A 21,069-nucleotide genomic window follows, 5' to 3' on the forward strand; every position below is an offset into this window, starting at 1 on the left:
GGTCAGGGGGCAGCCGCACTCGACGGCGTAGGCGACACGCCCCGTCCACCCTTCCCTCAGGCCAGCCGCAACCCCCACACCGGCCCGCCATCATCAATCCGCACATGGCTGGAATCGGCAAAGCCCAGCGAGGCGGCAGCGGCCGCTGCAACCAAGCCGCTGGCCCCCACCTGCCCCACCGCAGCCTGCGCCTCGGCGCTCAGGAAGGACAGGTACAAGGTCTGCCGTGGCAGCAGCGCGGCGAGGTGGCTGCGCCACGCCTCGCCCAGCTGCACCTCAGCGGCCACTGGGTCGCCGCTGTAGAAGTTCGCGCCCAGGCCCAGCCAGAAGGGTGAGGCGCCCGACGCATCGCGCGGGCCGGCCAGCTCCAGCACCAGCTGGCGGCCATAACGATCACGCTGGGCGGAGATGCGCTGGAGTGCGGCGTCGATGAGCTGAGCCAGGGCGGCCTGCTGTTGCGAAGCGTCCAGCTCCGGCGCGCAAGCCAGATCGGCCAGCTCGCTCTCGCCCGTGTGGTCATTGCCCAGCAGCAAGGTGGGCTGGGCGCGGAACAAGCCCAGCTCGGCGGCGGCGTGGACGATCTGGCCCAGGTGGTAGCTGTAGCGCGGCAGGGGCGCCAGGCCCAGGCGCTCGACCAGGCGCAAGCAGGCCAGGGGCCGGTCATCCGCCGGATCCGCCAGCAGCAGCCATTGCTCGGCCGGTGCGTCCAGCTGCAGGGCGGCACCGGTCTGGTTGCGCCAGCCGGCGGCGCGAATCTGGGCCGCGTCTTCGGGTCGCCAGGAACGCAAGCTTCCGATCTCGGTCATGACCGGCTCCTTTCCAGGGCGTCGGGCTGCAGCGGCGTCACCCACAGGCTGTGGCCCTCGCTCAGGCCCAGGCGTTGCACGGCTTCATGCCCGGGCGCCAGGGCCTGGGCGGCCGGCGGCAGCTCGGCCAGCACGGCACGAAAACCGGGCCGGGCGCTGTTGACGGCCAGGTGCCAGACCGGCTGGCCCAGGGCCATGGCATCGGCTTGCACGGCCAGCTCGCGGGCGTGGCGCACGCTGCGCAGCAGATGCAGGCTGGCCTCGACCGTGGGGCCGCCGTCGAAGATGTCGATATAGCTGTCGGCGTCGAAGCCCTCGTCTTGAAGGATGGAAAACGGCAACTCGCCGACCGGGTGCAACTGGCCGATGGCGAACTGCGCAGCCTCGGGAAGCAAGGGCACATAGATGGGCGACTGCGGCATCAGGTCGGCGATGAAGGATTTGCTGCGCCCGCCGGTGACGGCCTCGGCCTGCGGATAGTCCATGTCAAAGAAGCGCCGGCCCACGGCGTCCCAGAAAGGGCTTTGCCCGGCCTCGTCGGCGAGGCCGGGGCTCTCGGCCGCGATGCGGTCATTGAAGCGCTCCAGATGGCGCAGGATGAACAACAAGCGGGCGCGCGAGAGCAGCTGCGGCGCCGGGCCGTCCGCATAGGCTGGGTCGATGTAGAAAGAGGTCAGCAAGGTGTAGCCGGTCAGGTCGTGGCACAGATGCAAGGTGTGCAGGCGCCGGCTCACGCCCAGGGCGGCGCTGGCGTGGACCACGAACTCATTGCGGTAGCTGTAGAAGCGGTCGTGAAAACCAGCGCTGGCGGCGATGCCGCTGCAGCCCACCACCTGGGCGCGCGTCAGGTCTTCCAACACGAAGAGATAACGCTCTTCACCGCTGGCATCGTCGGCGCTGGCAAAGGACTCGATCGAATGCGCGATGCGCTGGCGCAGCTGCTCACGGTCATGCGGCAGCGAGCCGATGCCATGCGCGCTGGCCGCGGCAATGCGCTCCAGCGCCGCCAGGTCGGACAGCGCCACCGGGCGCAAGACAAGCTCGCGCAGATCGTGCGGCTCAGTGACATTCATGGGGGGCTCTCTCCTGCCGGGCGGCGCCAGGCCGCGGCTCGCTGGCTGCGCTCATCGCGCGGCGTCTTGTCGAAATGGGCTTTGTAGGCGTTTGAAAAATGCGGGCCCGAGGAAAACCCGCAGCTCAGGCCGATTTGCAGAATCGATTGGCTGCCCTGCTGCAGCAGGCGGCGCGCTCGGTTCAGGCGCAGCTCCAAGTAGTAGCGCGAGGGCAGCGCGTCGAGATGCTGTTTGAACAAGCGCTCCAGCTGGCGCCGTGACACGCCCACCAGGCGCGCCACCTCCTCGGTCGGCAGGGGCTCGGCCAGATTGGCCTCCATCAGGCTCAGGGCTTCGGCCAGCTTGGGGCTGCCGCCGCGCTGTTCGGCCACGGCGCGGCGCTGCCGCTCGTCGCGGCCGCGCGCGCGCTCCAGGCCCAGGGCCAGGGTCAGGTCTTGCGCGAAGCGCTCACCATGGCGCCGGCCCAGCCAGGCGACCATCAGGTCGAGGCTGGCGCTGCCGCCGGCGCAGCTCATGCGGCTGGCTTCGGCGTTCATCTCCCAGACCTTGTCGCTCCAGACCACCTCGGGCCAATCCTCTTGCAAGGCATCGATCCAGGCGCCGTTGACCGTGGCGCGCTGGCCGCTGAGCAGGCCGGCCTCGGCCAGCAAGGCGCTGCCGCCGTCCACACCGGCCAGGGCCACGCCAGCGGCTGCCTGGGCCTGCAGCGCGAGCAAGAGCGCCGCATCGGCAGGCAGCGACTCGCCGCTGAACACCAACAGCAAATCCCAGGCTCGCTCGGGCGACAGCAGGGGCAGCGCCGCCGCCCAGGCTTGCGGGCTCAAAAGCTGGCCGCAGCAGGCGGCAGGCGCACCGTCTAAAGAGAGCAGCTGAACCTCGTAGCGCGCCTCTGGCTGCAAGCCATTGGCCGCCTGCAAGGCCTCCAGCACGCCGGCCAAGGCCAGCAGCGAAGCACCGGGCATGACGAGCAAGCCACAGCGCCGCAGCGCCGCCGTGGCGGCACCGGTTTCGACTGGCAAGGCGGGATAGGCAGCGCTGTTCACCGCCTGGACTGTAAGGCAGCTCAGCATGGCAAATCTCGCTGGCCACGCCGGGATGCTGGCGAACCACGCTGCACGCGCTGGGAGGGCTGGAACATCCAAGCCGGCATGGGGTCTTGGCAGCGGCGCCGGAGCGAAATGTCACGATGGCGCACACTCAGGGCCTGCCTTCCAAGTTTGGCCCTCAGAATGAAAGCATCGACAGGCTGAGCTGCGCGCGGCGCGACAAGCCTGGCCTGTGACGCACCCTCTCCGCAAGCCTCACCCCTCGGACGCTCCATGCCCCAAGCGAAATCAGCGAACAAAGCCAGGCCGCTCGTGCTGCCTGCCGGCCTCGAACTGGAGGCCGGTTTCGCCCTGATCACGCGCCACTGCTTGCGCCAGATCCGCGCCAATGAGGCTGGCCTGAAGTTCAGCAGCGACCCCGAGTTTGTGCACCAGATCCGCGTCGGCTTGCGCCGTCTGCGTTCAGCCTTGAGTCTGTTCAAGCCCTGGATCCCGCTGCCGCAGGCTCTGGCCCATGATCTCCGCTGGTTGGGCCAGCGTTTGGGCGCGGTGCGCGATGCCGAGGTCCTGGCCCACACGACCTTGCCCGCCCTGGCGCTGGCCTGCGCCGGAGTCGAGGACCTGGGCAAGCTGCAAGACGCCGCAGCGGGCCTGGCCCAAAAGCGGCGTCGCAAAGCCGTGCAGGCACTGGACTCGGATCGATACCAGCACCTGCTGGCCAATCTGCAGCGCTGGCTCAAGCGGCGCGGCTGGCGGGCTGAATCGCCCAGGCCCGAGGAGCTGGGCATGCCGCTGGAGGCTGCGGCACAAACAATGCTGACGCTGCGCAGCCAGAAGCTGAGCCAGCAGATCCAGAGCTTGCCGGACCCTGCCCGCGCAGAGGACTGGCACCGGCTACGCATTGCAGTCAAGAAGCTTCGTTATGCGCATGGGTTCTTCCAGTCCTTTGCTATTGCAAGAGCTGCCGGCCAGCCGACGCAGCTCAGCGCGCTGCAGGACTTGCTGGGCCAGTTCAACGATGCGGACGTGGGGCGCGAGCTGCTGCTGCATCTGGACCCGAAGCAAGGCCGGCCAGCCGCCTTTGCCAGCGGCGTCTTGTGGGCGCAGTCGCAGCAGCGCATCCACATGGTCACGGCCTTGCTGCCGGCCTTCGTCACCGGCCCGCCCGCCCCCTGACGCCATGACAGGCAATCAAGCAGCCTGCTTCACTGCCATGACATGGAACTCGCCAAGGCCAGCAAGCCCAGGGCCAACACCAGATAAGCCAGCTGCAAAGGGATCATCCAGCGCGCCCATTTGGTCCACGGGATGCCGGCCAGGGCCAGCACGCCGACCGTGATGCCCGAGGTCGGGATGACCGGCGTGGTCAGCTCACCGAACTGAAAGGCCAGCACAGCGGTCTGGCGGCTCACGCCCACCAGATCGGCCAGCGGCGCCATCACCGGCATGGTCAGGGCGGCCTGGCCGGTGCCGGAGTGGATGAAGAAGTTGATCACCGACTGGATCAAGAACATCTTCTGCGCCGAAAAGATGGGGCTGCTCGATTCCACCAGGGGCACCAGGCTGTGCAGCACGGTGTCGATGATGTGGCCGTCGCGCATCAGCACCACGGTGGCCTTGGCCAGGGCGATCACCAGGGCGGTGCTGACCAGGTCCTTGGCGCCTTGCATGAAGGCGGCGACGAAGTCTTCGGCAGACAGCCGCGCCACCAAGCCCACGGCCAGGGCCATCACCAGGAACAGGGCCGCGATCTCCTCGATGTACCAGCCAAAGCGCACCACGCCGACGATCATGGACAGCAAGGTCAGCACGAACAGGCCCAGCACCAATTTGTGGCGTGGCTGCAGGCCCTCGAACTGCTCGAAGCTGCTGAGGTCCAGATGGCGGCGGCGCTCCAGGTCTTGCTCGTAGCAGGGGCTCAAGCGCGGATCGCGCTGCACGCGGGCCGCGTACCACATCAAAAAGGCGATGGTCACCGTGGTGAAGATCAGCCAGCAGACCAGGCGGTAGCCCAGGCCCGAGAACATGGGCACACCGGCAATGTTCTGGGCCACACCGACATTGAAGGGGTTGAGAAAGGCCGTGGCAAAGCCGATCTGCGAGCCGACGAAGGGAATCGCCACGCCGACGATGCTGTCGTACTTCAGCGCCAGGGCCAGGGGGATGAAGATCAGCACAAAGGGAATCGCCTCCTCGGCCATGCCGAAGGTGGCGCCGCCCAGGGAGAACAGGCCAACGAAGAGGGGGATCAGGCCGGCGCGCACCAGAGCCGAGTGCCGATGGGCGCGGGCCACGGACTTGATCATCGCGTCGATGGCCTCGCTGCGCTGAAGCACCGAGAACGCGCCGCCAACGATGAGCACAAAGCCAATGATCAGGGCCGCCTCAACGAAACCCTTGATCGGCGCCGTCATCAAGGCCACCAGACCTTGCGGCTGGCTGGGGATGTGGCGGAAGGAATCGGCCACGATCACCTTTTTGCCATCAACCAGCTCCGTCTGGTACTGGCCGCCGGGCAGCACCCAGGTGGCCAGGGCGATCAGGGCCAGCAGGGCGAACAGCAGGACAAAGGTGTTGGGAAACTTGAGAGGCTTGGCGGGGGTGGCGGTGGTGCTTGCGGGGTTCGCAGGGGTGATGGGCGTGGACATGGCCGGGCTCACATGGAAAGCAGCTTGCCGCTGCGGAAAGGAATGGCGCCTGCAATCTTGCAGACCCGCATGCCGGCGCTGGCATAACGCCGAGACACACGGGCAAACATCAGGCCCGCGGCGCGGGCACAGAGCAGGCTGCGCTGCTCGCTCAAAGGATTGATCAGCTCGGCCACGGCCTCGCCAGCGGCGACGCGATCACCGGGCGCCTTGAGGAAGACCAGCACACCAGCATGGGGCGCGACGATGGGCTCCACCGCCTCCAGCGCCGTGGCCGGGCAAGCCAGGCCCTCCAGCGCGGCAGGCGGGCGGTCCGTCACATCGCCGGTGTCGCGCAGGAACTCGATCAGGGCGGCGGCATCGGCCGCGGCCAGCTCGTGCGAAACCTCGGTCTCGCCGCGCAGCTCCACCGTGGCAGCCAGGCAGGCCAGGGGCACAGGCGTGGCCGGGCCGAAATGCTCGGCCAGCTCCCACCAGTGCCGGGCCAGGGACTCATCGAAGGGGTCGTCCCCCGACTCGCGCGAGATCAGATAGGCCTGGGCGCCCAGGCGCGCAGCCAGTGGCGCCAGTGCCGAGGCCAGGGGCGTGCCGGTGTAGACATGGAGCACGGCCTGGTTGTCGCAATGCAGGTCCAGCACCACATCGGCGTCCAGGGCCAGGCTTTGCAGCAGGCGCTTGAGCGCCTCGGTCTCGGTGGCGGCGGGCCGCTCGGCCAGCAGGGCCTGGGCGGCCGCGCGCACCGTGCGCACATTGGCGGCAGCATCGGCACCCAGCTGACCCTGCAGGCGCGGCAGCAGCGCCGGGGTCAGGTGTTGATAGCCGCGGTTGAAATTGACGCCGGTGCTGAGGTCGAAGCGACCGAAGGACGTGCCCTGCAGCTCCTGGGCCAGACCGATGGGGTTGGCCAGAGGCAGCAGCACGATTTCGCCGGGCAGCTGGCCGGCCACCTCCAGCTCCAGCAATCGTTCTTTCAAATGCTGGGCCACCAACATGGGCGGCACCTCGTCGGCATGGAGCGAGGCCTGGATGTAGACCTTGCGGCCGCTGTGGCCCGCACCGAAGTGCAGGCTGTGCAGCTGGCGGGCGCTGCCGGCATGGGCCGGCGGTAGGGCGTGAACGTGGCGGCGCATGATGGTGTGGATGAAGAAGAGAAAGAGCTGAAATGAAGTGGGCAGGCACAGCCCTGCCCGGCTCGGCTGGGCAGGAGCCCAAGGCCGAGTTCGAAAGACGGGACCGAAAATGCATGCGCCGATGGCGCGGGCGCAGAGGGTGAGAACTTTTGTAGCGAGCGGCCGTCAGACTAGGCGGGCGGAGCGCAGGAACCGGAACGTACTTTGTGTACGTGAGGATTCCGAGCATTCGGCCAACGACGTATGGCGGCCGCGCAGTAAAAAGTTCTCTCCCTCTCAGTTCAAGGGATGGGGCTGATGGCCTTGTAGAAAGGTTGCTGCACCCGCACTGGCAGCACATCGAGGCGCAAATTCAGAACGGTGTAGTCCTCGCCGCCCATGGTGCCGGTGAACCAGGCCAGGCTGTCGGGGCCCTTGTAGAGGCGGAACTCAAAGCCCAGCTCGCTGTCGATCCCAGCGCTGGCTTGAGCGGCGGCCGAGCGCGGCCCAGCAAAAGCCAGGCCCAGCAAGTCCGGAAAGGGGCTGTCGATCAGCTGGGCCATGGCGTTGGCGATCGTGTTGTCGCCCAACATGTCCATCAGGAAAGGCTGCTGGGTGAAAAAGGGTTTGAAGTTCGGCGCGCGCGGGTCGATCTTGTGGCCGGCGCGCTTGGCGGCCGAGGGCGTGGTCTCGCCGCTGCCCAGGTGATGGCGGTCGCCGCGGTCGAGAAAACTCAGGCGCACGCCGCGGATGTTGAAGGCGGGCAGGCGCGCATCGCGGCTGGCCTCGCTCAAGTCCACCAGCAGCACGCCGCGCGCGCCGATCACCTCCAGCGCCTCGCCCTTGATCACCGCCGCGCTGTTCTCTTCCACGCCCAGGCCCAGGCGATAGCCCTCGGCCTGCATCAGGGGCAGAAGGCGGCCGATGCGGCCACGCTTGAGGAAGTGCTGGTCAATGAAGAGATGGGGGCCGACGAAGCCCAGGCCGCGGTCCACCTCCTGGCCGCGGCGCAGCTGGCCTTTGAGCACCTTGAGCGAGTCCTGCGCGTCGCGGAACATGGTGCTGCTCATGATGGCCGCGCCGGCGCTGGTACCGGCCACCACACCGCCGCGCCGGTAGAGCGCCCAGATGGCATCGAGCATGGGCGTGGGCTGGCCGCCGGGCTGCAGGCTGTCGACGATCAACTCTTGCGCGCCGCCCGAGAAGAACACGCCTTGCGCCGCACTCACCTTGGCCAGCAAGGCCGGGTCTCGCACGGCAGCGGCCACATCGCTGCCGGCCAGGCGCGGCGCCACGGGGATGTGCTCGGCGCGTGCGCCCTGGCGCTGCAAGGCTTCGATGATTTGCCCGGCGCTGCGCTCGGGGTTGGCGGCGGCCGTGGCGAACACGGCGAAGCGCGCGCCGGGGCCGCCGGCCTCGTCGACGATGCGCTTCCAGACCGCGTCGTTGTCGTACTTCAGGGCGCCGCCGATGACGATGGCCGTGCCGCGCGGCGCGGTCTCGACTGAGGTCTGCGCTTGTGCATGGCTGGGCGTGGCGAAGAGGCCAGCGCTGGCCAAAAGCGAGGCCAGAAGAAAGCAACGGCGGCCTGGGGCGCGAGGGCCCAGTGCGATGGAGTGGCTTGGGGTTTGCATGGCGCCAGTCTGTCAGCGCGCGCGCTGCAAAACCAGCGGGTTGGCCCGCTGCAGAGCCTGCAAAGGACGCAAAGCGCAAGTGCGTGTCGCATCCATGCAAGCGCGTTTGCCCCCTGTTCATCGAGGTTTGCGCGCTTGCGACATGCATTTACACGCAAGCGACCGAGGCGCCAAAACCCCATAGGCAAGTCATGTGGGCCACTTCTAGAGTCCGTTCGAACCCAGCCATCCCGGCGCATTCACCTGTTCACCCATTCACCTGTTCACCCCTCCCCAAGGCCCAGCCATGATCAAACCCCGCAGCCCCCATCGATTTCAAACCCAGCGTCTGGCCCAAGCCGCGATGCTGCTGCTCGGCAGCCAGCTCTTGAGCACCGCCCAGGCCCAGGAAGCCAAACTGGAGCGCGTGGAAGTCACCGGCACCAGCATCAAGCGCCTGGAGGGCGAGACCGCCTTGCCGGTGCAGACCCTCAAGCGCAGCGACATCGACAAGACCGGCGCCACCACGGCGGCCGAGATCATGAAGTCCATCAGCGGCAATACGGCCGGCCTGACAGACGGCGCCTCCATCACCGACAGCACCGGCGGCCAACGCGGCTTCAACGGCGCGAACCTGCGCGGCATCGGCGTCTCCAGCACCCTGGTGCTGCTGAACGGCCGACGCATGGCCAATTTCGCCTCGCCCGGCGACAACTCGGGCGTGGACCTGAACAACATCCCGGCCGGCGCCATCGAGCGGGTGGAAATCCTCAAGGACGGCGCCTCGGCCATCTACGGCACCGACGCCATCGGCGGCGTCATCAACTTCATCACCCGCAAGGACTACCGCGGTGCTGATGTGAACGTCTACGCCTCGCGCACGCAAGAGGGTGGCGCCGAAAAGACCGCCGCCTCGCTGGGCGGTGGCTTTGGTGACCTGGCCAAGGACCGCTTCAATGTCTTCGGCGTGATCGACGCGCAAAAGCTCGGCGCCCTGCGCAGCAGCGAGCGCGACTTCCTGAAGGAGCGCCCGCTGGCCAGCACCCTGCCCTTCTACATGAGCAGCCGCACCTACCCCGGCAACATCCGCCTGGCCAGCCGGGCGGCCGCACGCAAGGTGCAGCTCGATGCGCTCAATGCCGCCGGCTTCAACTTCAACGGCAAACCGCTGACCCAGCGCACCATCAACCTCTCGGCCCCGGCCTGCAATCCGCCGGCCACGGTCTACGCGCCCGACAACCTGTCCGAGGCCTGCAGCTTCGACTACATGCAGGACACCGAGCTCTACCCCGAATCCGAGAAGCTCGCTTTCCTGGGCCGCGGCGTCTTTCAGCTGAACGAGCAGCACCAGCTGTTTGCTGAACTGCTGAAGAGCAAGACCACGACGCAGTACGTGGCCAGCCCCAACCCGATCGAAATCACCGCGGTGCCGACCAGCGCCATCAACCCCTTCCTGAGCAAGCCCCTGCCCTTCGGCGGCAATGTGGACGTCCGCCAGCGCGTGACCGAAGCCGGCAACCGGACCAATGAAGTGACCAGCGATGCCGAGCGCCTGGTGGTTGGCGCCAGCGGCAGCCTGCCCCTGTTCGGCGGCTGGGACTATGACATCGCCCTGAACCGCGCCGTCAACCGTTCGACCGACGCGATCAAGGACGGCTACTTCCTCTACAACGAGTTCGTGGCCGGCGTGCGCACCGGCAAGATCAACCCCTTCGGCCCTTCGCCGCAGGCCGGCAAGGACTTGCTGAACAGCATCCGCGTGCAGGATGAATCGCGCCGCTCCAAGGGCACGACCACCACCCTGGACTTCAAACTGAGCGGTAGCCTGGCCCAGTTGGAAGGCGGCGATCTGGGCTTGGCCCTGGGCGCCGAGCTGCGCCGTGAGGTGACCGAGTTCACCCCCTCGGCCCTGCTGCTGACCAACAACATCCAGGGCGACCGCAGCTCGCGCGGTGACGCGCCGGTGGCCAGCAGCAACAGCCGCAAGGTGGGCGCCGTGTTCGCTGAGCTGAATGCACCGCTGAGCAAGGCGCTGGAGCTGCAAGCCGCACTGCGCTATGACAAATACAGCGGCGTCGGTGACACCCTGAACCCCAAGCTCGGCGTGCGTTGGCAGCCGAGCAAGCAGCTGGTGCTGCGCGGCTCGGCCGGCACCGGCTTCCGGGCGCCCACCATCACCGAACTGACCCGCCCGACCTCATTTGGCAGCAGCTCGGCCTTCCTGACCGACCCCGGCTGCGTGGCCCAGGGCTTTGCCGTCGCCGACTGCACGGACCAATGGCGCGTCGAGCGCCGCAGCAACCCGAACCTCAAGCCCGAGAAGTCCAAACAGGCCTCCTTCGGCGTGGTCTTCGAGGCCAGCAAGGACGCCACCGCCAGCCTGGACTACTGGATGATCCGCAAGACCGATGTCATCAGCGACCTCTCGGAACAGGTGATCCTGGGCAACCTGCCCAAGTACGGCAAGGACTACGTCAAGCGTGACGAGTTCGGCGAGTTCATCGACACCATCCTGCTCAAGAAGGACAATCAGGGCGAGCTGCGCACCTCGGGCCTGGACTTGGAGATGACGCTTCGCCAGGCCACCGAAGGCTGGGGCCGCTTCACTGCCTCGCTGAGCGGCACCTATGTGCTCAAGTACGAGCGCCAGCCCGGCGCCGGCGAGCCCTTCATGAACAACGCCGGCCAGTTCCTGAGTGACCAGGTGATCCAGAAATGGCGCCACCGCCTGTCGGTGGACTGGGACCTGGGCCCTTACGGCCTGACCCTGGGCAACACCTATTACTCGGGCTACCGCGACCACAACACCGCCTTCAACCCCAACACCAGCCAACTGCTGCCGGCCCGCAGCGTGCAGGCCTACTCGCTGTGGGACCTGTCGGGCTCCTGGCGCATCAACAAGCAGCTCAAGCTGCGCGCCGGCATCCAGAACCTGCTGGACACGCAGCCGCCGTTCTCCAACCAGGGCTACTACTTCCTCGCCACCTATGACCCGACCTACACCGACCCGCGCGGCCGCAACTTCTACATGAGCCTGAACTACAGCTTCCGCTGAAGCCGCCAGGCCCCAAAACAAAGGGCCGGGAGCATCACGCTCCCGGCCCCTTTTCTTTTCATGCTCGCGGCTGGCCTGTTTTACTTGCTGGGGCCGTCGCCCCGCTCGGGTGCCGGCCCAGGGTTGCGGTCGGGGCCAGGCCAGGCGCTGTACAGCGGCTGGGGCATGCGCACCGGGGTCACGTCGAGGTAGAGGTTGACGACGGTGAACTCCTCGCCGCCCCACTCCTCGGTGCTCCAGCCATAACTGCCCTTGCCCTTGTACAAGCGGAACAGGAAGCCGAGCTCGGCCACCGGGTCGCCCGGCTTGGGCAGCACGTCGAAGGACAGGCCACGCACCTCGTTGCGGCTGCTGTCGATCAGATAGGTCATGGCATTGGTGATGGTGGAGTCACCGAGCATGTCCAGATCGAAGCGCTCTTCGGTGAAATAAGGCTTGAAGTCCGGCGCCATGTGATCGTGCTTGGCACCGCGCAGCTTGATAGGCGCGGGCGTGGTCTGCCGGGTCTTGAGGTTGTAACGGTCGCCCTGGTCCAGATAGCTCAGGCGAGCGCTGGTCACATTGAAAGCGCCCAGGGTCGGGTCGGTCTTCACATCGGTCAAGTCCACCAGCAAGGCACCCTTGTCGCCGATCACCTCGACCTCATCACCATGCACCACGGCGGCCGAGTTCTCCTCCACGCCCAGGCCCAGCTTGTAGCCCTTGGCCATCATCAGCGGGATCATGCGACCGAAGCGGCCGCGCTTGAGGAAATGCTGGTCGACAAACAAATCAGGCCCGACAAAGCCCAGGCCGCGGTCGATCTGCTTGCCCTCGACCCATTTGCCTTTCATGATGTTGATGACGCTGGGCGCGTCGCGGAACATCACCGTGCTCATGATGGCGGCGCCGGCCGAGGTACCGGCCACCACGCCGCCGCGGCGGTAGACGTCCCAGATGGCCTCCAGCATGGGCGTGCTGTGGCCGCCCGGCATTAGCACATCGACGATGCGCTCTTGCGAGCCGCCGGTAAAAAACACACCGCGGGCGTTCTTGACCTTGGCGATCAGGGACGGGTCGCGCACCACCTTGCTCAGGTCCACCCAGCTGAACTTGGGCGCCACCGGCAGGGCTTCGGCCACAGCGCCGCGTTTTTGCAGCATGTCGACGGCCGTCTTGGCGCTGGCCTCGGGATCCTCGGCCGCCGTGCCAAAGACGACAAAACGCGCGCCTTTGCCGCCGGCCAATTGGACGATGCGGCCCCAGACGTCTTCGTTGTCGGCCTTCAATGCACCACCGATGGGCACCGCATAGCCCTTGATGGCGCCCTCACCCGCAGCCAGAGGGCCGAGGCCCGAGGCGTTGCTGCTCGGGTTGCTACTGCCTGCCGTAGAACTGGCGGGTTTGGCCGGCACCGGCGAGGGCGCATGCACGCCCTTGACCGGCGTGGTCGGCGGCGGCGGCGTGGCGCCCAGCACCGTGCCCGCAGGTCCAAAGGTGCCGGGTTTCAAGGTGTGCACGGTGCCGCCCTGGGCTTGGGCGCCCAGGCTCGCCGTGACCAGCAGACCGGCTGCCAGGGTGGAAATCAAAAAATCTGAAACGTGCTTGGTGTTCATGGCCTGGGAGACTGTGTGGATTGGCCACCGCAAACAGGGACGGAGTCAGCGGCGGCACAGACGACGACAAATGCGACGGCGGAACGAATCATGGCACGGCCGCACACAGGGCTGCCGCACCGGCCAGTCTGAGGCCAGGCCCAAGGCACTTGGAACGCTATGCGAACGCTCCGCGAAAGATACGCACCCTGAGTTGCGCTGATGCGACTGGCGCGTGAATCCCCTATGGCCCGACAGGCACATGCTTCCTAGACTGGTGCGGAAACCTCATTGGAAGACCGGTCGCCACCCGCCTCGGCGCGCGCCCCGGCCCCCTCACACCCCCGGGAGAAGTACAAATGACCCAGCCCCGCGCTTTCACCCCCACCCCCGTTCTGCGCGCCACTGCCCTGGCAGCCCTGATGGCCACCGCCGGCCTGGCCAGCAAGCTGGCCCATGCCCAGGAAGCACCCAGCACCTTGAACCGCGTCGAAGTGACCGGTTCGGCCATCAAGCGCCTGGAGTCGGAGACCGCCCTGCCGGTGCAGGTGATCACGCGGGCTGACATTGTCAAGGCCGGCATCACGACGGCCGCCGAATTGGTGGCCAGCCTCAGCGCGGCCAGCAACAGCCTGACCGACGGTGTCTCCATCGGCACCGGCGGCTTCAAGGACCAGATGGGCTTCAACTCAGCCAATCTGCGTGGCCTGGGCACCTCCTCCACCCTGGTGCTGCTGAATGGCCGGCGCATGGCCAACTTCGCCTCGCCCGGTGACGACTCGGGCGTGGACCTGAACACCATCCCCATGGCCGCCATCCAACGCGTGGAGGTGCTGCTGGACGGCGCCTCGGCCATTTACGGCACCGACGCCATCGGCGGCGTCGTCAACTTCATCACCCGCAAGGACTACCAAGGCGTGCAACTGGACGCTTATGCCGGCGCCAGCAAGGAAGGCGGCGCGGGCAAGCGCAGTGCCTCGCTGGCCGGCGGCACGGGCGATGTCGTCCGGGACGGTTTCAATCTCTTTGGTGTGCTGGATCTGCAGCGCACCGACGCCTTGAGCACCTCGCAGCGCCAGTTCATCTCCGACCTCAAGATCCCCGAACGCCTGCCCCACCTGCTGTCCTCCGCTGGTTTTCCGGCCAATATCCGCCTCAGCCGCGACCAACGCGACTACCTGAAGGATCAAGGCTTCAAGATCAATGGCAAGACCATCAGCGGCCGAACCATCAATCTCAGCGCACCGGCCTGCCAGCCGCCGCACACCCTGTACCTGCCCGAGGGCATCGGCGGCGTGGATGGCTGCACCTACGATTTCATGCGTGACATCGAGCTCTACCCCAAGACCGACAAGGCCAGCTTCCTGGGGCGTGGCGTGTTCCAGCTCGACAGCAGCACCCAGGTGTTTGTGGAAACGGCGCTGACGCGATCCAAGAGCTGGTACGTGGGCACCTCCAATCGCATCGACGGTGAAGTCGACGTGGCCCGCATCCCGGCCTTGGCAGCCACCGGCCTGGCTGACGCCTTGCCCGACGACCGCAGCATCACCGTGCGCACCCGCCTGCTCGACGCCGGCAAGCGCGCCAGCGAGCTGACCAGCACCGGCCAGCGCGTGGTGCTGGGCCTGACCGGCAGCACGGCCGGCTGGGACTACGACCTGGCTTACAACCGCAGCACCAACAAGGTGGCCGACCGCGATGTGGCCGGCTACCTGCTTTACGACAAGACCATGGCTGCCTTTGCCGACGGCACCATCAACCCCTTTGGCACACAAAGCGACAAGGGCCTGGCCTTCCTGCGCAACAACCAGATCAACGAGGAAGTGCGCAGCGCCAAGGGCACGATGGAGGTGTTCGACATCAAGGGCACACGTGCCCTGACCCAGCTGGCTGGCGGCGAGATGGCCCTGGCCATCGGCGCCGAAGTGCGGCGTGAGAAGGGAAGCTCGGCCGCCTCGGCTCTGCTGCTTTCCGACAACATCGTCGGCGACAGCACGCCCGGCGATGCCCAGTTCACCAACAGCTCGCGCAAGGTCTGGGCCGTGTACGGCGAGTTGAACGCCCCGGTCAGCAAAGAGCTGGAAGTGCAGCTGGCCCTGCGCCACGACCACTACGACGTGGTCGGATCCACCACCAACCCCAAGATCGGCCTGCGCTACACACCGAGCAAGCAGGTCGTCGTGCGTGCATCGGCCGGCACCGGCTTCCGCGCACCCTCGCTGAACGACCTCTACCGCCCGGTCAAGACCGGCCAGACCGCCGTGCTGCCCGACCCGGTCTGCATGAAGGAAAACGACAACGACCTCTCCACCTGCGCCGACTTCTGGGAGACCCGCACCTACGCCAATCCCAAGCTCAAGCCCGAGACCTCCAAACAGTTCAGCTTCGGCCTCGTGATCGAGCCACATCCACAGTGGACCGTCAGCCTGGACTACTGGAACATCGCCAAGAAGAACGTGATCAGCACCATCGGTGACGATGTGATCCTCGGCAATCTGTCCAAGTACGAAAGCCTGGTGCACCGCCTGAACGAGAACGAAGGCTTGGCCGGCTGCGACTACGACGAAGAAGACTCGACCATCTGTTTCATCGAGTTGCGCAAGGAAAACCGGGGTCGCCAGCGCGCCTCGGGCCTGGACATCAGCATCGACTTGAAGGGTTTGAAGAGCAGCGTCGGCGAGTTCGGCGTGCGCCTGGCCGGCACGGTGGTGCTGAAGTCGCAGAAGCAGACCGGCTTCGGCGACGACTACATCAGCAACCTGGGCAAGTTCGTCACCGACGGCGTGGTGCAACGCTGGCGCCATCGCCTGACCCTGGACTGGACGCAAGGCGCTTACAGCCTGGCCTTGAGCAACACCTACTCGAGCGCCTACACCGACCAGAACTCGGCCATCGACACCAATTCCGGCACCGTGGTGGCGCCCAACAAGGTCAAGGCCTATTCCCTGTGGGACCTCTCCGGTGCCTGGAACGCGACGAAAGACCTGACCCTGCGCGCCGGTGTAAAGAACCTGCTGAACACCACGCCGCCCTACTCCAACCAGGCCTACTTCTTCCTGTCCGGCTATGACCCGAGCTACACCGACCCGCGCGGCCGCTTCGCTTACCTGAGCGCCCAGTACCAGTTCCGCTGATCCAGGTCGCACAGCCATGAAGCGCCGGCACTGCCTGGGTGGCGCGGCCGGCGCCCTGCTGGCCGGCCCGGGGCTCGCCTGGGCTCAGAGCGATGCGGCCCTGTCTGCGCTGCAATTGGCGCAGCGCCTGGAGCAGCGCCAGCGCGAGCTGAACGAGCAGCTGCCGGACAGCATGCGGCGCCTGGGCGTGCCCGGCCTGTCTTTGCAACTGCTGCGTCACGGCGAACCCAGCCAGGCCTGGCATCTGGGGTGGCGCGAACGCTCGGAGGACGGCGCGCCGGTGGACGCCGGCACGGTGTTCGAATGCGCGTCCATGAGCAAGCCGGTGTTTGCGTTTCTGCTGTTGCAGCAGGTGCAGCGCGGCCGCCTGGGCTTGGACCAGCCCATCCTGGACTTCTACCCCGAACGTTTCAGCCCAGCGCAGCCTGCGCAGGCGCGCATCACCGCGCGCCAACTCCTCAGCCACAGCTCGGGCCTGCCGAATTGGCGCGAAGGCGATGAGAACACCGGCCCCCTGCCCCTGAGCTTTGCGCCCGGCGAGGGCTTTCAGTATTCGGGCGAAGGCTATTTTTATCTGCAAAGAGCGCTTGAGCATCTGCTGGGCGAGCCCTTGCAGACAACGGCCGAACGCGAGCTGTTTCAGCCCCTGGGCATGAGCAAGAGCAGCTTTGTGCTGAGCCCAGCGATAGAAGCCCAGCGAGCGCGCGGCCACGCCGAAGATGGCCGCGCCCTGCCCTGGAGCCGTTACGAACGGGCCAATGCCGCCTACACGCTCTACACCACGGCGGGCGACTACAGCCGCTTTCTGGCTCATTTGCTGCGCCCAAGGCAATCGGGCCCGGGCCTGCTCAGCGCCGAGCTGCGCACCGAAATGCTGGCCGCGCAGGCGGTCGCTACCGACCGCCAACCCCTGGACCGCGCCGGGCAAGCCCAGGCACTCAAAGGCCAGCCGGTCAAGGTCCACTGGGGCCTGGGCTGGATCCTCAATCACATGGCCGATGGCAGCCGGGTGGTCTATCACACTGGCACCAACAGCAGTGGCTTTCGCGCCTTTTGCCAGTTCAACCCTTCACAGGGCAGCGGCATGGTCTTTCTGAGCAACAGCCTGGCCGGCCATCAGCTCTGGCAGCCCATGATCAAGCGCTGGGGCGACCTTTAAGCCACCAAGCTCAAAGGCCGCGCAGCCCCCTCAGTTCTTGCCGCCTTGCGCGGTGCCCGAGTTGCCCGACAGACTGGACTGGAAGGCGTCCTTGTCCACCAGCTTGACGTTCAGGGCATTGCGGTCCTTGCGGGCCAGATTGCTGCCGGTGGTGTACTCGGGCCGCTCGTAAGCTGCGTCTTTCTCGTCCGGTGCCTGGCTGCTGGCACAGGCCGTCAGGGCGAGGCAGGCGGCGGCCGACAGCAGGCCGAGAATGGAATGGCGTTGTTCTTGCTTCATGGACTTGGTCTCCCTGGTGTCGAACCGGGCCTCTTGAGCAACGGTCGCGATCTCAACCCTCAATCGGGCCTGCGAATTCTGCCCAGCGCTGGCGGGCCGCCACTCCGGGATAACCCGACAAATCCACGGAAACGTTCTCAGATCGCCCCGCCGGCGTCCATGCCCAGCTCAGCGGCCATGCGCTGAACCAGGGCCTTGAGTTGCTCCAGCTCCTTGCCCATGCGCTGCTGTTCGGCGCGCAAAAACGCGATGTCTTCGTCCTGCGCCGCGCTGGCGCCGGGCGGGCCTGCATAAACGCCAGCATCGGCCGCCGGCTCACCGCTGAGCAGATGGGCCCAGCGCGCTTCGCGGGCACCGGGTGCACGCGCCAGCTTGACGACAAAAGCCGGGCGCCGCTCGGTGGCCTCGGCCAGCTCTTCCAGAAATCCTTCGACCGAGGACACATCGGCAAAGCGGTGCAGGCGCTCGGTGTGCAGGCGCAGCTCGGCCGTGGTCTGCGGGCCGCGCAACATCAGCAAAGTCAGCAAGGCCAGGCCGGCACCGGGCACGCCCAGGCCGCGTGCGCCGTTGTGCTCGAAGCGCACGACGCGGCTGCCGCTGACGGTGTTGACCAGGTGCATGGCCTTGAGCTCTTCCAGCGCCAGCAGCGCATCGGCCTCGCTGGCGTTCATCACCGGCTCACGCGCGGTCTTTTGGTTGCAGCCCAGAGTCAGGGCGTTGAGGGACAGGGGATAACTGTCCGGCACCGTGGATTCCTTTTCCACCAGCACCGCCAGCACACGCGCCTCCAGAGCGCTCAAAGTTCGCAAAGACATGGATGTTCAGACCCCGAAGCCGTCGTCGGCCTGGATGATGGCCCCGTTGATGAAGTGGCTCTCGTTGGCGCAGAGCATGAGCAGAGAGGTGTCCAGATCCTTGGGCTGGCCGACACGCTTGCGCGGCAGCAGCTCCACCAGCTTCTTGCCCTGCTCGGTGCCCCAGTGGTGGTGGTTGATCTCGGTGTCGATATAACCGGGGCAGATGGCATTGACATTGATGCCGTACTTGCCCCACTCCAGCGCCATGGCGCGGGTCATGTGGATGACCGCCGCCTTGCTCATGGAATAGACGCCGATCTGGCTCAGCACCCGCAGGCCGGCCATGGAGGCGATGTTGACGATGCGGCCGCCGATGAAGGTGCCGGGCGCCGAGCCCTGGGCGCGAGCCAGCATGCGCTTGCCCACCTCTTGCGCCACGAAGAAAGCGCCGCGGACATTGGTGTCCATGACGAAGTCGTAGTCGTCGGGCGTGACCTCGGTCAGGCGCTGGGTGGTGCTGACGCCGGAGTTGTTGATCAGGATGTCCAGGGTGCCGACTTCGGTCTCGGCATGGGCCACGGCCGATTTGATGCTGTCCAGATCGGTGACGTCCAGGGTCACCACATGGGCGTCGCCTCCCGAACCCTCGATCTCGCTGCGCAAGGTCTTGAGCCGCTCGGTGCGGCGGCCGGCCAAGACCACGCAAGCGCCGGCCTGGGCCAGGGTCTTGGCGAATTGGGCGCCCAGGCCGCTCGACGCGCCGGTCACCAGGGCCACACGGCCCGACAAATCAATGCTGTAACTCATGGTCATCCTCTGGGAAAACTGCTGAGGAAGCGTAGCACGCGACCCCGGGCCCGAATGCGAAAACAGAGCGCCACGCCGGGTTCTGATTGACAAGCCGGCAGCGCCTTCGGCCCCGCTAGAGCCCCGCACCTAGCTGCAAGAAAAGCACGACCGTTCGTTTTATCAAAGCCCCTTATAGAATGCCGCGCAGACAAGCCAGCTCAACAGCTTCAGCCAGGACAAGAACACCATGACGACAAACCAAGATCTTCTGAGCCAGTACGGACCGCGTGAATCGATGGAATACGACGTGGTCATCGTCGGCGGCGGCCCCGGCGGCCTGGCCACCGCGATCCGGCTCAAGCAGCTGGCGACGGCCAAAGGCCAGGAGCTGTCGGTCGTGGTGCTGGAAAAAGGCTCGGAGCCGGGCGCCCACATCCTTTCGGGCGCGGTCATGGACCCGCGCGCGCTCACCGAGCTGCTGCCCAACTGGAAGGAACTTGGCGCACCGCTGAACCAGGCGGTGCAGGCCGACGAGGTGCTCTTCCTCAACGAAACCGGCGCCACCGCCACGCCGCAGTGGCTGATCCCCGGCTGTTTCCACAACCACGGCAACTACGTCATCTCCCTGGGCGCCGTCACCAAATGGCTGGGCGAACAGGCCGAGGGCCTGGGCGTGGAGATCTTCCCCGGCTTCACCGCCGCCGAAGTGGTCTACGGTGAAGACGGCAGCGTGCGCGGTGTCGCCACCGGCAATCTGGGCGTGGGCAAGGACGGCGAGCCGACCGAGAACTTCCAGCTCGGCATGGAGCTGCTGGGCAAGTACACCATCTTTGCCGAAGGCGCCCGCGGCCATCTGGGCAAGCAGCTGATCGCCAAGTTCCAGCTCGACGCTGGCAAAGACCCGCAAAGCTACGCCATCGGCATCAAGGAACTCTGGGAAGTGCCGGCCGCTCAAGCGCAGCCCGGCCTGGTGGTGCACACCGCTGGTTGGCCCATGGACGGCGACACCTATGGCGGCGGTTTCCTCTACCACCTGGAGGGCAACAAGGTCACCCTGGGCTATGTGGTCGGCCTGGACTACAAAAACCCCTGGCTCTCGCCCTTTGAAGAGATGCAGCGCTGGAAGACCCACCCCAGCATCCGCAAGCACATCGAGGGCGGCAAGCGCCTGGGCTACGGCGCCCGCGCCATCACGGCCGGCGGCCTCTTGAGCCTGCCCAAGACCGTGTTCCCGGGCGGCGCCTTGGTCGGCTGCGATGCTGGCTACCTGAACGCCGCCCGCATCAAGGGCAGCCATGCGGCCATCAAGACCGGCATGCTGGCGGCCGAAGCCGCTTTCGAAGCCCTGGCCGCCGGCCGCCAGCATGACGAGCTGAGCGCCTACCCCGCTGCTTTCGAGCAAAGCTGGCTGCATGAAGAGCTGAACCAGTCGCGCAACTTCAAGCAGTGGTTCAAGAAGGGCAACACCGTCGGCACGCTGATGACCGGCATCGAGCAATGGCTGCTGCCCAAGCTGGGCATGAAAAGCCCGCCGTGGACCATCCACCGCCCCCTGCCCGACCACCTCTACCTGAAGCCCGCGGCCGAGTGCGCCAAGATCGACTACCCCAAGCCGGACGGCAAGCTGACCTTTGACCGGCTGTCCTCGGTCTTCGTGTCCAACACCAACCACGAAGAAAACCAGCCCGCCCACCTGACGCTGAAGGATGCTTCGGTGCCGGTGTCGCTGAACCTGGCCAAGTTCGCCGGGCCGGAGGCACGCTACTGCCCGGCCGGCGTCTACGAGTTCGTCAAGAGCGATGCCGGCGAAGATCGCCTGCAGATCAACGCCCAGAACTGCGTGCACTGCAAGACCTGCGACATCAAGGACCCGAGCCAGAACATCGTCTGGGTCACGCCCGAAGGCGGCGGTGGGCCCAACTACGCCGGCATGTAACAGAGAAGCATCGCTTGAGGCGGGCCCTGCACAAGGGCCCGCCTTTTTTAT

Annotated in this window: 15 protein-coding genes; 5 read left to right on the top strand and 10 right to left on the bottom strand. The window is 66.6% G+C overall.

Translation table 11 applies throughout. From position 1 onward, the window contains the following. Positions 1–56: 56 nt before the first annotated feature. Genes LNV28_RS17710 through LNV28_RS17720 form a run of 3 tightly spaced genes read right to left on the bottom strand, consistent with a single transcriptional unit; the run spans position 57 to position 2,949 of the window. On the bottom strand, positions 57–806 hold the full coding sequence (locus LNV28_RS17710; protein ID WP_263519394.1) for an arginine N-succinyltransferase: 750 nt from the start codon (positions 804–806) through the stop codon (positions 57–59). Beyond that, entirely contained in the window at positions 803–1,879 is a 1,077-nt protein-coding gene (gene astA, locus LNV28_RS17715; RefSeq protein ID WP_263519393.1) for an arginine N-succinyltransferase, read from the bottom strand. The genes LNV28_RS17710 and astA overlap by 4 nt, the downstream gene beginning before the upstream one ends. Beyond that, positions 1,876–2,949 carry a GlxA family transcriptional regulator gene (locus LNV28_RS17720; RefSeq protein WP_263519392.1) on the bottom strand — a complete coding sequence of 358 codons (1,074 nt, stop codon included), beginning with the start codon at positions 2,947–2,949 and terminating at the stop codon, positions 1,876–1,878. Before LNV28_RS17720 ends, astA begins: the two co-directional genes overlap by 4 nt. A 249-nt stretch (positions 2,950–3,198) precedes the next feature. Between LNV28_RS17720 and LNV28_RS17725 the strand changes: the two genes are divergently transcribed. Continuing rightward, the gene (locus tag LNV28_RS17725; protein WP_263569024.1) at positions 3,199–4,101 is read left to right on the top strand and encodes a CHAD domain-containing protein; all 903 of its coding nucleotides are present in this window, start codon (positions 3,199–3,201) and stop codon (positions 4,099–4,101) included. 29 nt (positions 4,102–4,130) lie between these two features. Here LNV28_RS17725 and LNV28_RS17730 read toward each other — a convergent pair whose 3' ends face one another. The 3 genes from LNV28_RS17730 to LNV28_RS17740 form a co-directional block, all read right to left on the bottom strand. Beyond that, positions 4,131–5,573 carry a YfcC family protein gene (locus LNV28_RS17730; RefSeq protein WP_263519390.1) on the bottom strand — a complete coding sequence of 481 codons (1,443 nt, stop codon included), beginning with the start codon at positions 5,571–5,573 and terminating at the stop codon, positions 4,131–4,133. Between the two features lie 8 nt (positions 5,574–5,581). Next, positions 5,582–6,703 (bottom strand): succinylglutamate desuccinylase/aspartoacylase family protein, encoded by a 1,122-nt coding sequence (locus tag LNV28_RS17735; RefSeq protein WP_263519389.1) that lies wholly within the window; start codon positions 6,701–6,703, stop codon positions 5,582–5,584. A gap of 281 nt (positions 6,704–6,984) precedes the next feature. After that, entirely contained in the window at positions 6,985–8,316 is a 1,332-nt protein-coding gene (locus LNV28_RS17740; protein ID WP_263519388.1) for a cyanophycinase, read from the bottom strand. Positions 8,317–8,602: 286 nt separating this feature from the next. Here LNV28_RS17740 and LNV28_RS17745 point away from each other — a divergent pair, with 286 nt between their 5' ends. Then, positions 8,603–11,350: a TonB-dependent receptor gene (locus tag LNV28_RS17745; RefSeq protein WP_263519387.1), complete on the top strand. Its 2,748-nt coding sequence runs from the start codon at positions 8,603–8,605 to the stop codon at positions 11,348–11,350. An 80-nt stretch (positions 11,351–11,430) separates the two neighbouring features. Here LNV28_RS17745 and LNV28_RS17750 read toward each other — a convergent pair whose 3' ends face one another. Beyond that, positions 11,431–12,945 carry a cyanophycinase gene (locus LNV28_RS17750; protein ID WP_263519386.1) on the bottom strand — a complete coding sequence of 505 codons (1,515 nt, stop codon included), beginning with the start codon at positions 12,943–12,945 and terminating at the stop codon, positions 11,431–11,433. 338 nt (positions 12,946–13,283) lie between these two features. On the opposite strand from LNV28_RS17750, the gene LNV28_RS17755 reads away from it, so the two are divergent. Further along, complete coding sequence (locus LNV28_RS17755) at positions 13,284–16,058, top strand: TonB-dependent receptor (protein ID WP_263519385.1); 2,775 nt, start codon at positions 13,284–13,286, stop codon at positions 16,056–16,058. Between the two features lie 16 nt (positions 16,059–16,074). Then, on the top strand, positions 16,075–17,217 hold the full coding sequence (locus tag LNV28_RS17760) for a serine hydrolase domain-containing protein (protein ID WP_263519384.1): 1,143 nt from the start codon (positions 16,075–16,077) through the stop codon (positions 17,215–17,217). Positions 17,218–17,247: 30 nt separating this feature from the next. Here LNV28_RS17760 and LNV28_RS17765 read toward each other — a convergent pair whose 3' ends face one another. The 3 genes from LNV28_RS17765 to LNV28_RS17775 form a co-directional block, all read right to left on the bottom strand. Continuing rightward, entirely contained in the window at positions 17,248–17,496 is a 249-nt protein-coding gene (locus LNV28_RS17765) for a hypothetical protein (RefSeq protein ID WP_263519383.1), read from the bottom strand. 137 nt (positions 17,497–17,633) lie between these two features. Further along, complete coding sequence (locus tag LNV28_RS17770; protein ID WP_263519382.1) at positions 17,634–18,311, bottom strand: YceH family protein; 678 nt, start codon at positions 18,309–18,311, stop codon at positions 17,634–17,636. A gap of 6 nt (positions 18,312–18,317) precedes the next feature. Further along, positions 18,318–19,100 (bottom strand): SDR family oxidoreductase, encoded by a 783-nt coding sequence (locus LNV28_RS17775; protein ID WP_263519381.1) that lies wholly within the window; start codon positions 19,098–19,100, stop codon positions 18,318–18,320. 229 nt (positions 19,101–19,329) lie between these two features. Between LNV28_RS17775 and LNV28_RS17780 the strand changes: the two genes are divergently transcribed. Then, positions 19,330–21,018, top strand: coding sequence for an electron transfer flavoprotein-ubiquinone oxidoreductase (locus tag LNV28_RS17780; RefSeq protein WP_263519380.1), 1,689 nt, complete (start codon positions 19,330–19,332; stop codon positions 21,016–21,018). Positions 21,019–21,069 lie beyond the last annotated feature (51 nt).

It is taken from the genome of Paucibacter sp. DJ2R-2 (assembly GCF_025717675.1).
Classification (GTDB): domain Bacteria; phylum Pseudomonadota; class Gammaproteobacteria; order Burkholderiales; family Burkholderiaceae_C; genus Paucibacter_A.

Excerpts from the sequence above, each read along its gene's own strand:
- astA (WP_263519393.1), bottom strand. The coding sequence starts at position 1,879 with ATGAATGTCACTGAGCCGCACGATCTGCGCGAGCTTGTCTTGCGCCCG.
- LNV28_RS17725 (WP_263569024.1), top strand. The coding sequence starts at position 3,199 with ATGCCCCAAGCGAAATCAGCGAACAAAGCCAGGCCGCTCGTGCTGCCT.
- LNV28_RS17760 (WP_263519384.1), top strand. The coding sequence starts at position 16,075 with ATGAAGCGCCGGCACTGCCTGGGTGGCGCGGCCGGCGCCCTGCTGGCC.
- LNV28_RS17750 (WP_263519386.1), bottom strand. The coding sequence starts at position 12,945 with ATGAACACCAAGCACGTTTCAGATTTTTTGATTTCCACCCTGGCAGCC.
- LNV28_RS17730 (WP_263519390.1), bottom strand. The coding sequence starts at position 5,573 with ATGTCCACGCCCATCACCCCTGCGAACCCCGCAAGCACCACCGCCACC.
- LNV28_RS17775 (WP_263519381.1), bottom strand. The coding sequence starts at position 19,100 with ATGAGTTACAGCATTGATTTGTCGGGCCGTGTGGCCCTGGTGACCGGC.
- LNV28_RS17745 (WP_263519387.1), top strand. The coding sequence starts at position 8,603 with ATGATCAAACCCCGCAGCCCCCATCGATTTCAAACCCAGCGTCTGGCC.
- LNV28_RS17770 (WP_263519382.1), bottom strand. The coding sequence starts at position 18,311 with ATGTCTTTGCGAACTTTGAGCGCTCTGGAGGCGCGTGTGCTGGCGGTG.
- LNV28_RS17765 (WP_263519383.1), bottom strand. The coding sequence starts at position 17,496 with ATGAAGCAAGAACAACGCCATTCCATTCTCGGCCTGCTGTCGGCCGCC.
- LNV28_RS17710 (WP_263519394.1), bottom strand. The coding sequence starts at position 806 with ATGACCGAGATCGGAAGCTTGCGTTCCTGGCGACCCGAAGACGCGGCC.
- LNV28_RS17780 (WP_263519380.1), top strand. The coding sequence starts at position 19,330 with ATGACGACAAACCAAGATCTTCTGAGCCAGTACGGACCGCGTGAATCG.
- LNV28_RS17735 (WP_263519389.1), bottom strand. The coding sequence starts at position 6,703 with ATGCGCCGCCACGTTCACGCCCTACCGCCGGCCCATGCCGGCAGCGCC.
- LNV28_RS17720 (WP_263519392.1), bottom strand. The coding sequence starts at position 2,949 with ATGCTGAGCTGCCTTACAGTCCAGGCGGTGAACAGCGCTGCCTATCCC.
- LNV28_RS17740 (WP_263519388.1), bottom strand. The coding sequence starts at position 8,316 with ATGCAAACCCCAAGCCACTCCATCGCACTGGGCCCTCGCGCCCCAGGC.
- LNV28_RS17755 (WP_263519385.1), top strand. The coding sequence starts at position 13,284 with ATGACCCAGCCCCGCGCTTTCACCCCCACCCCCGTTCTGCGCGCCACT.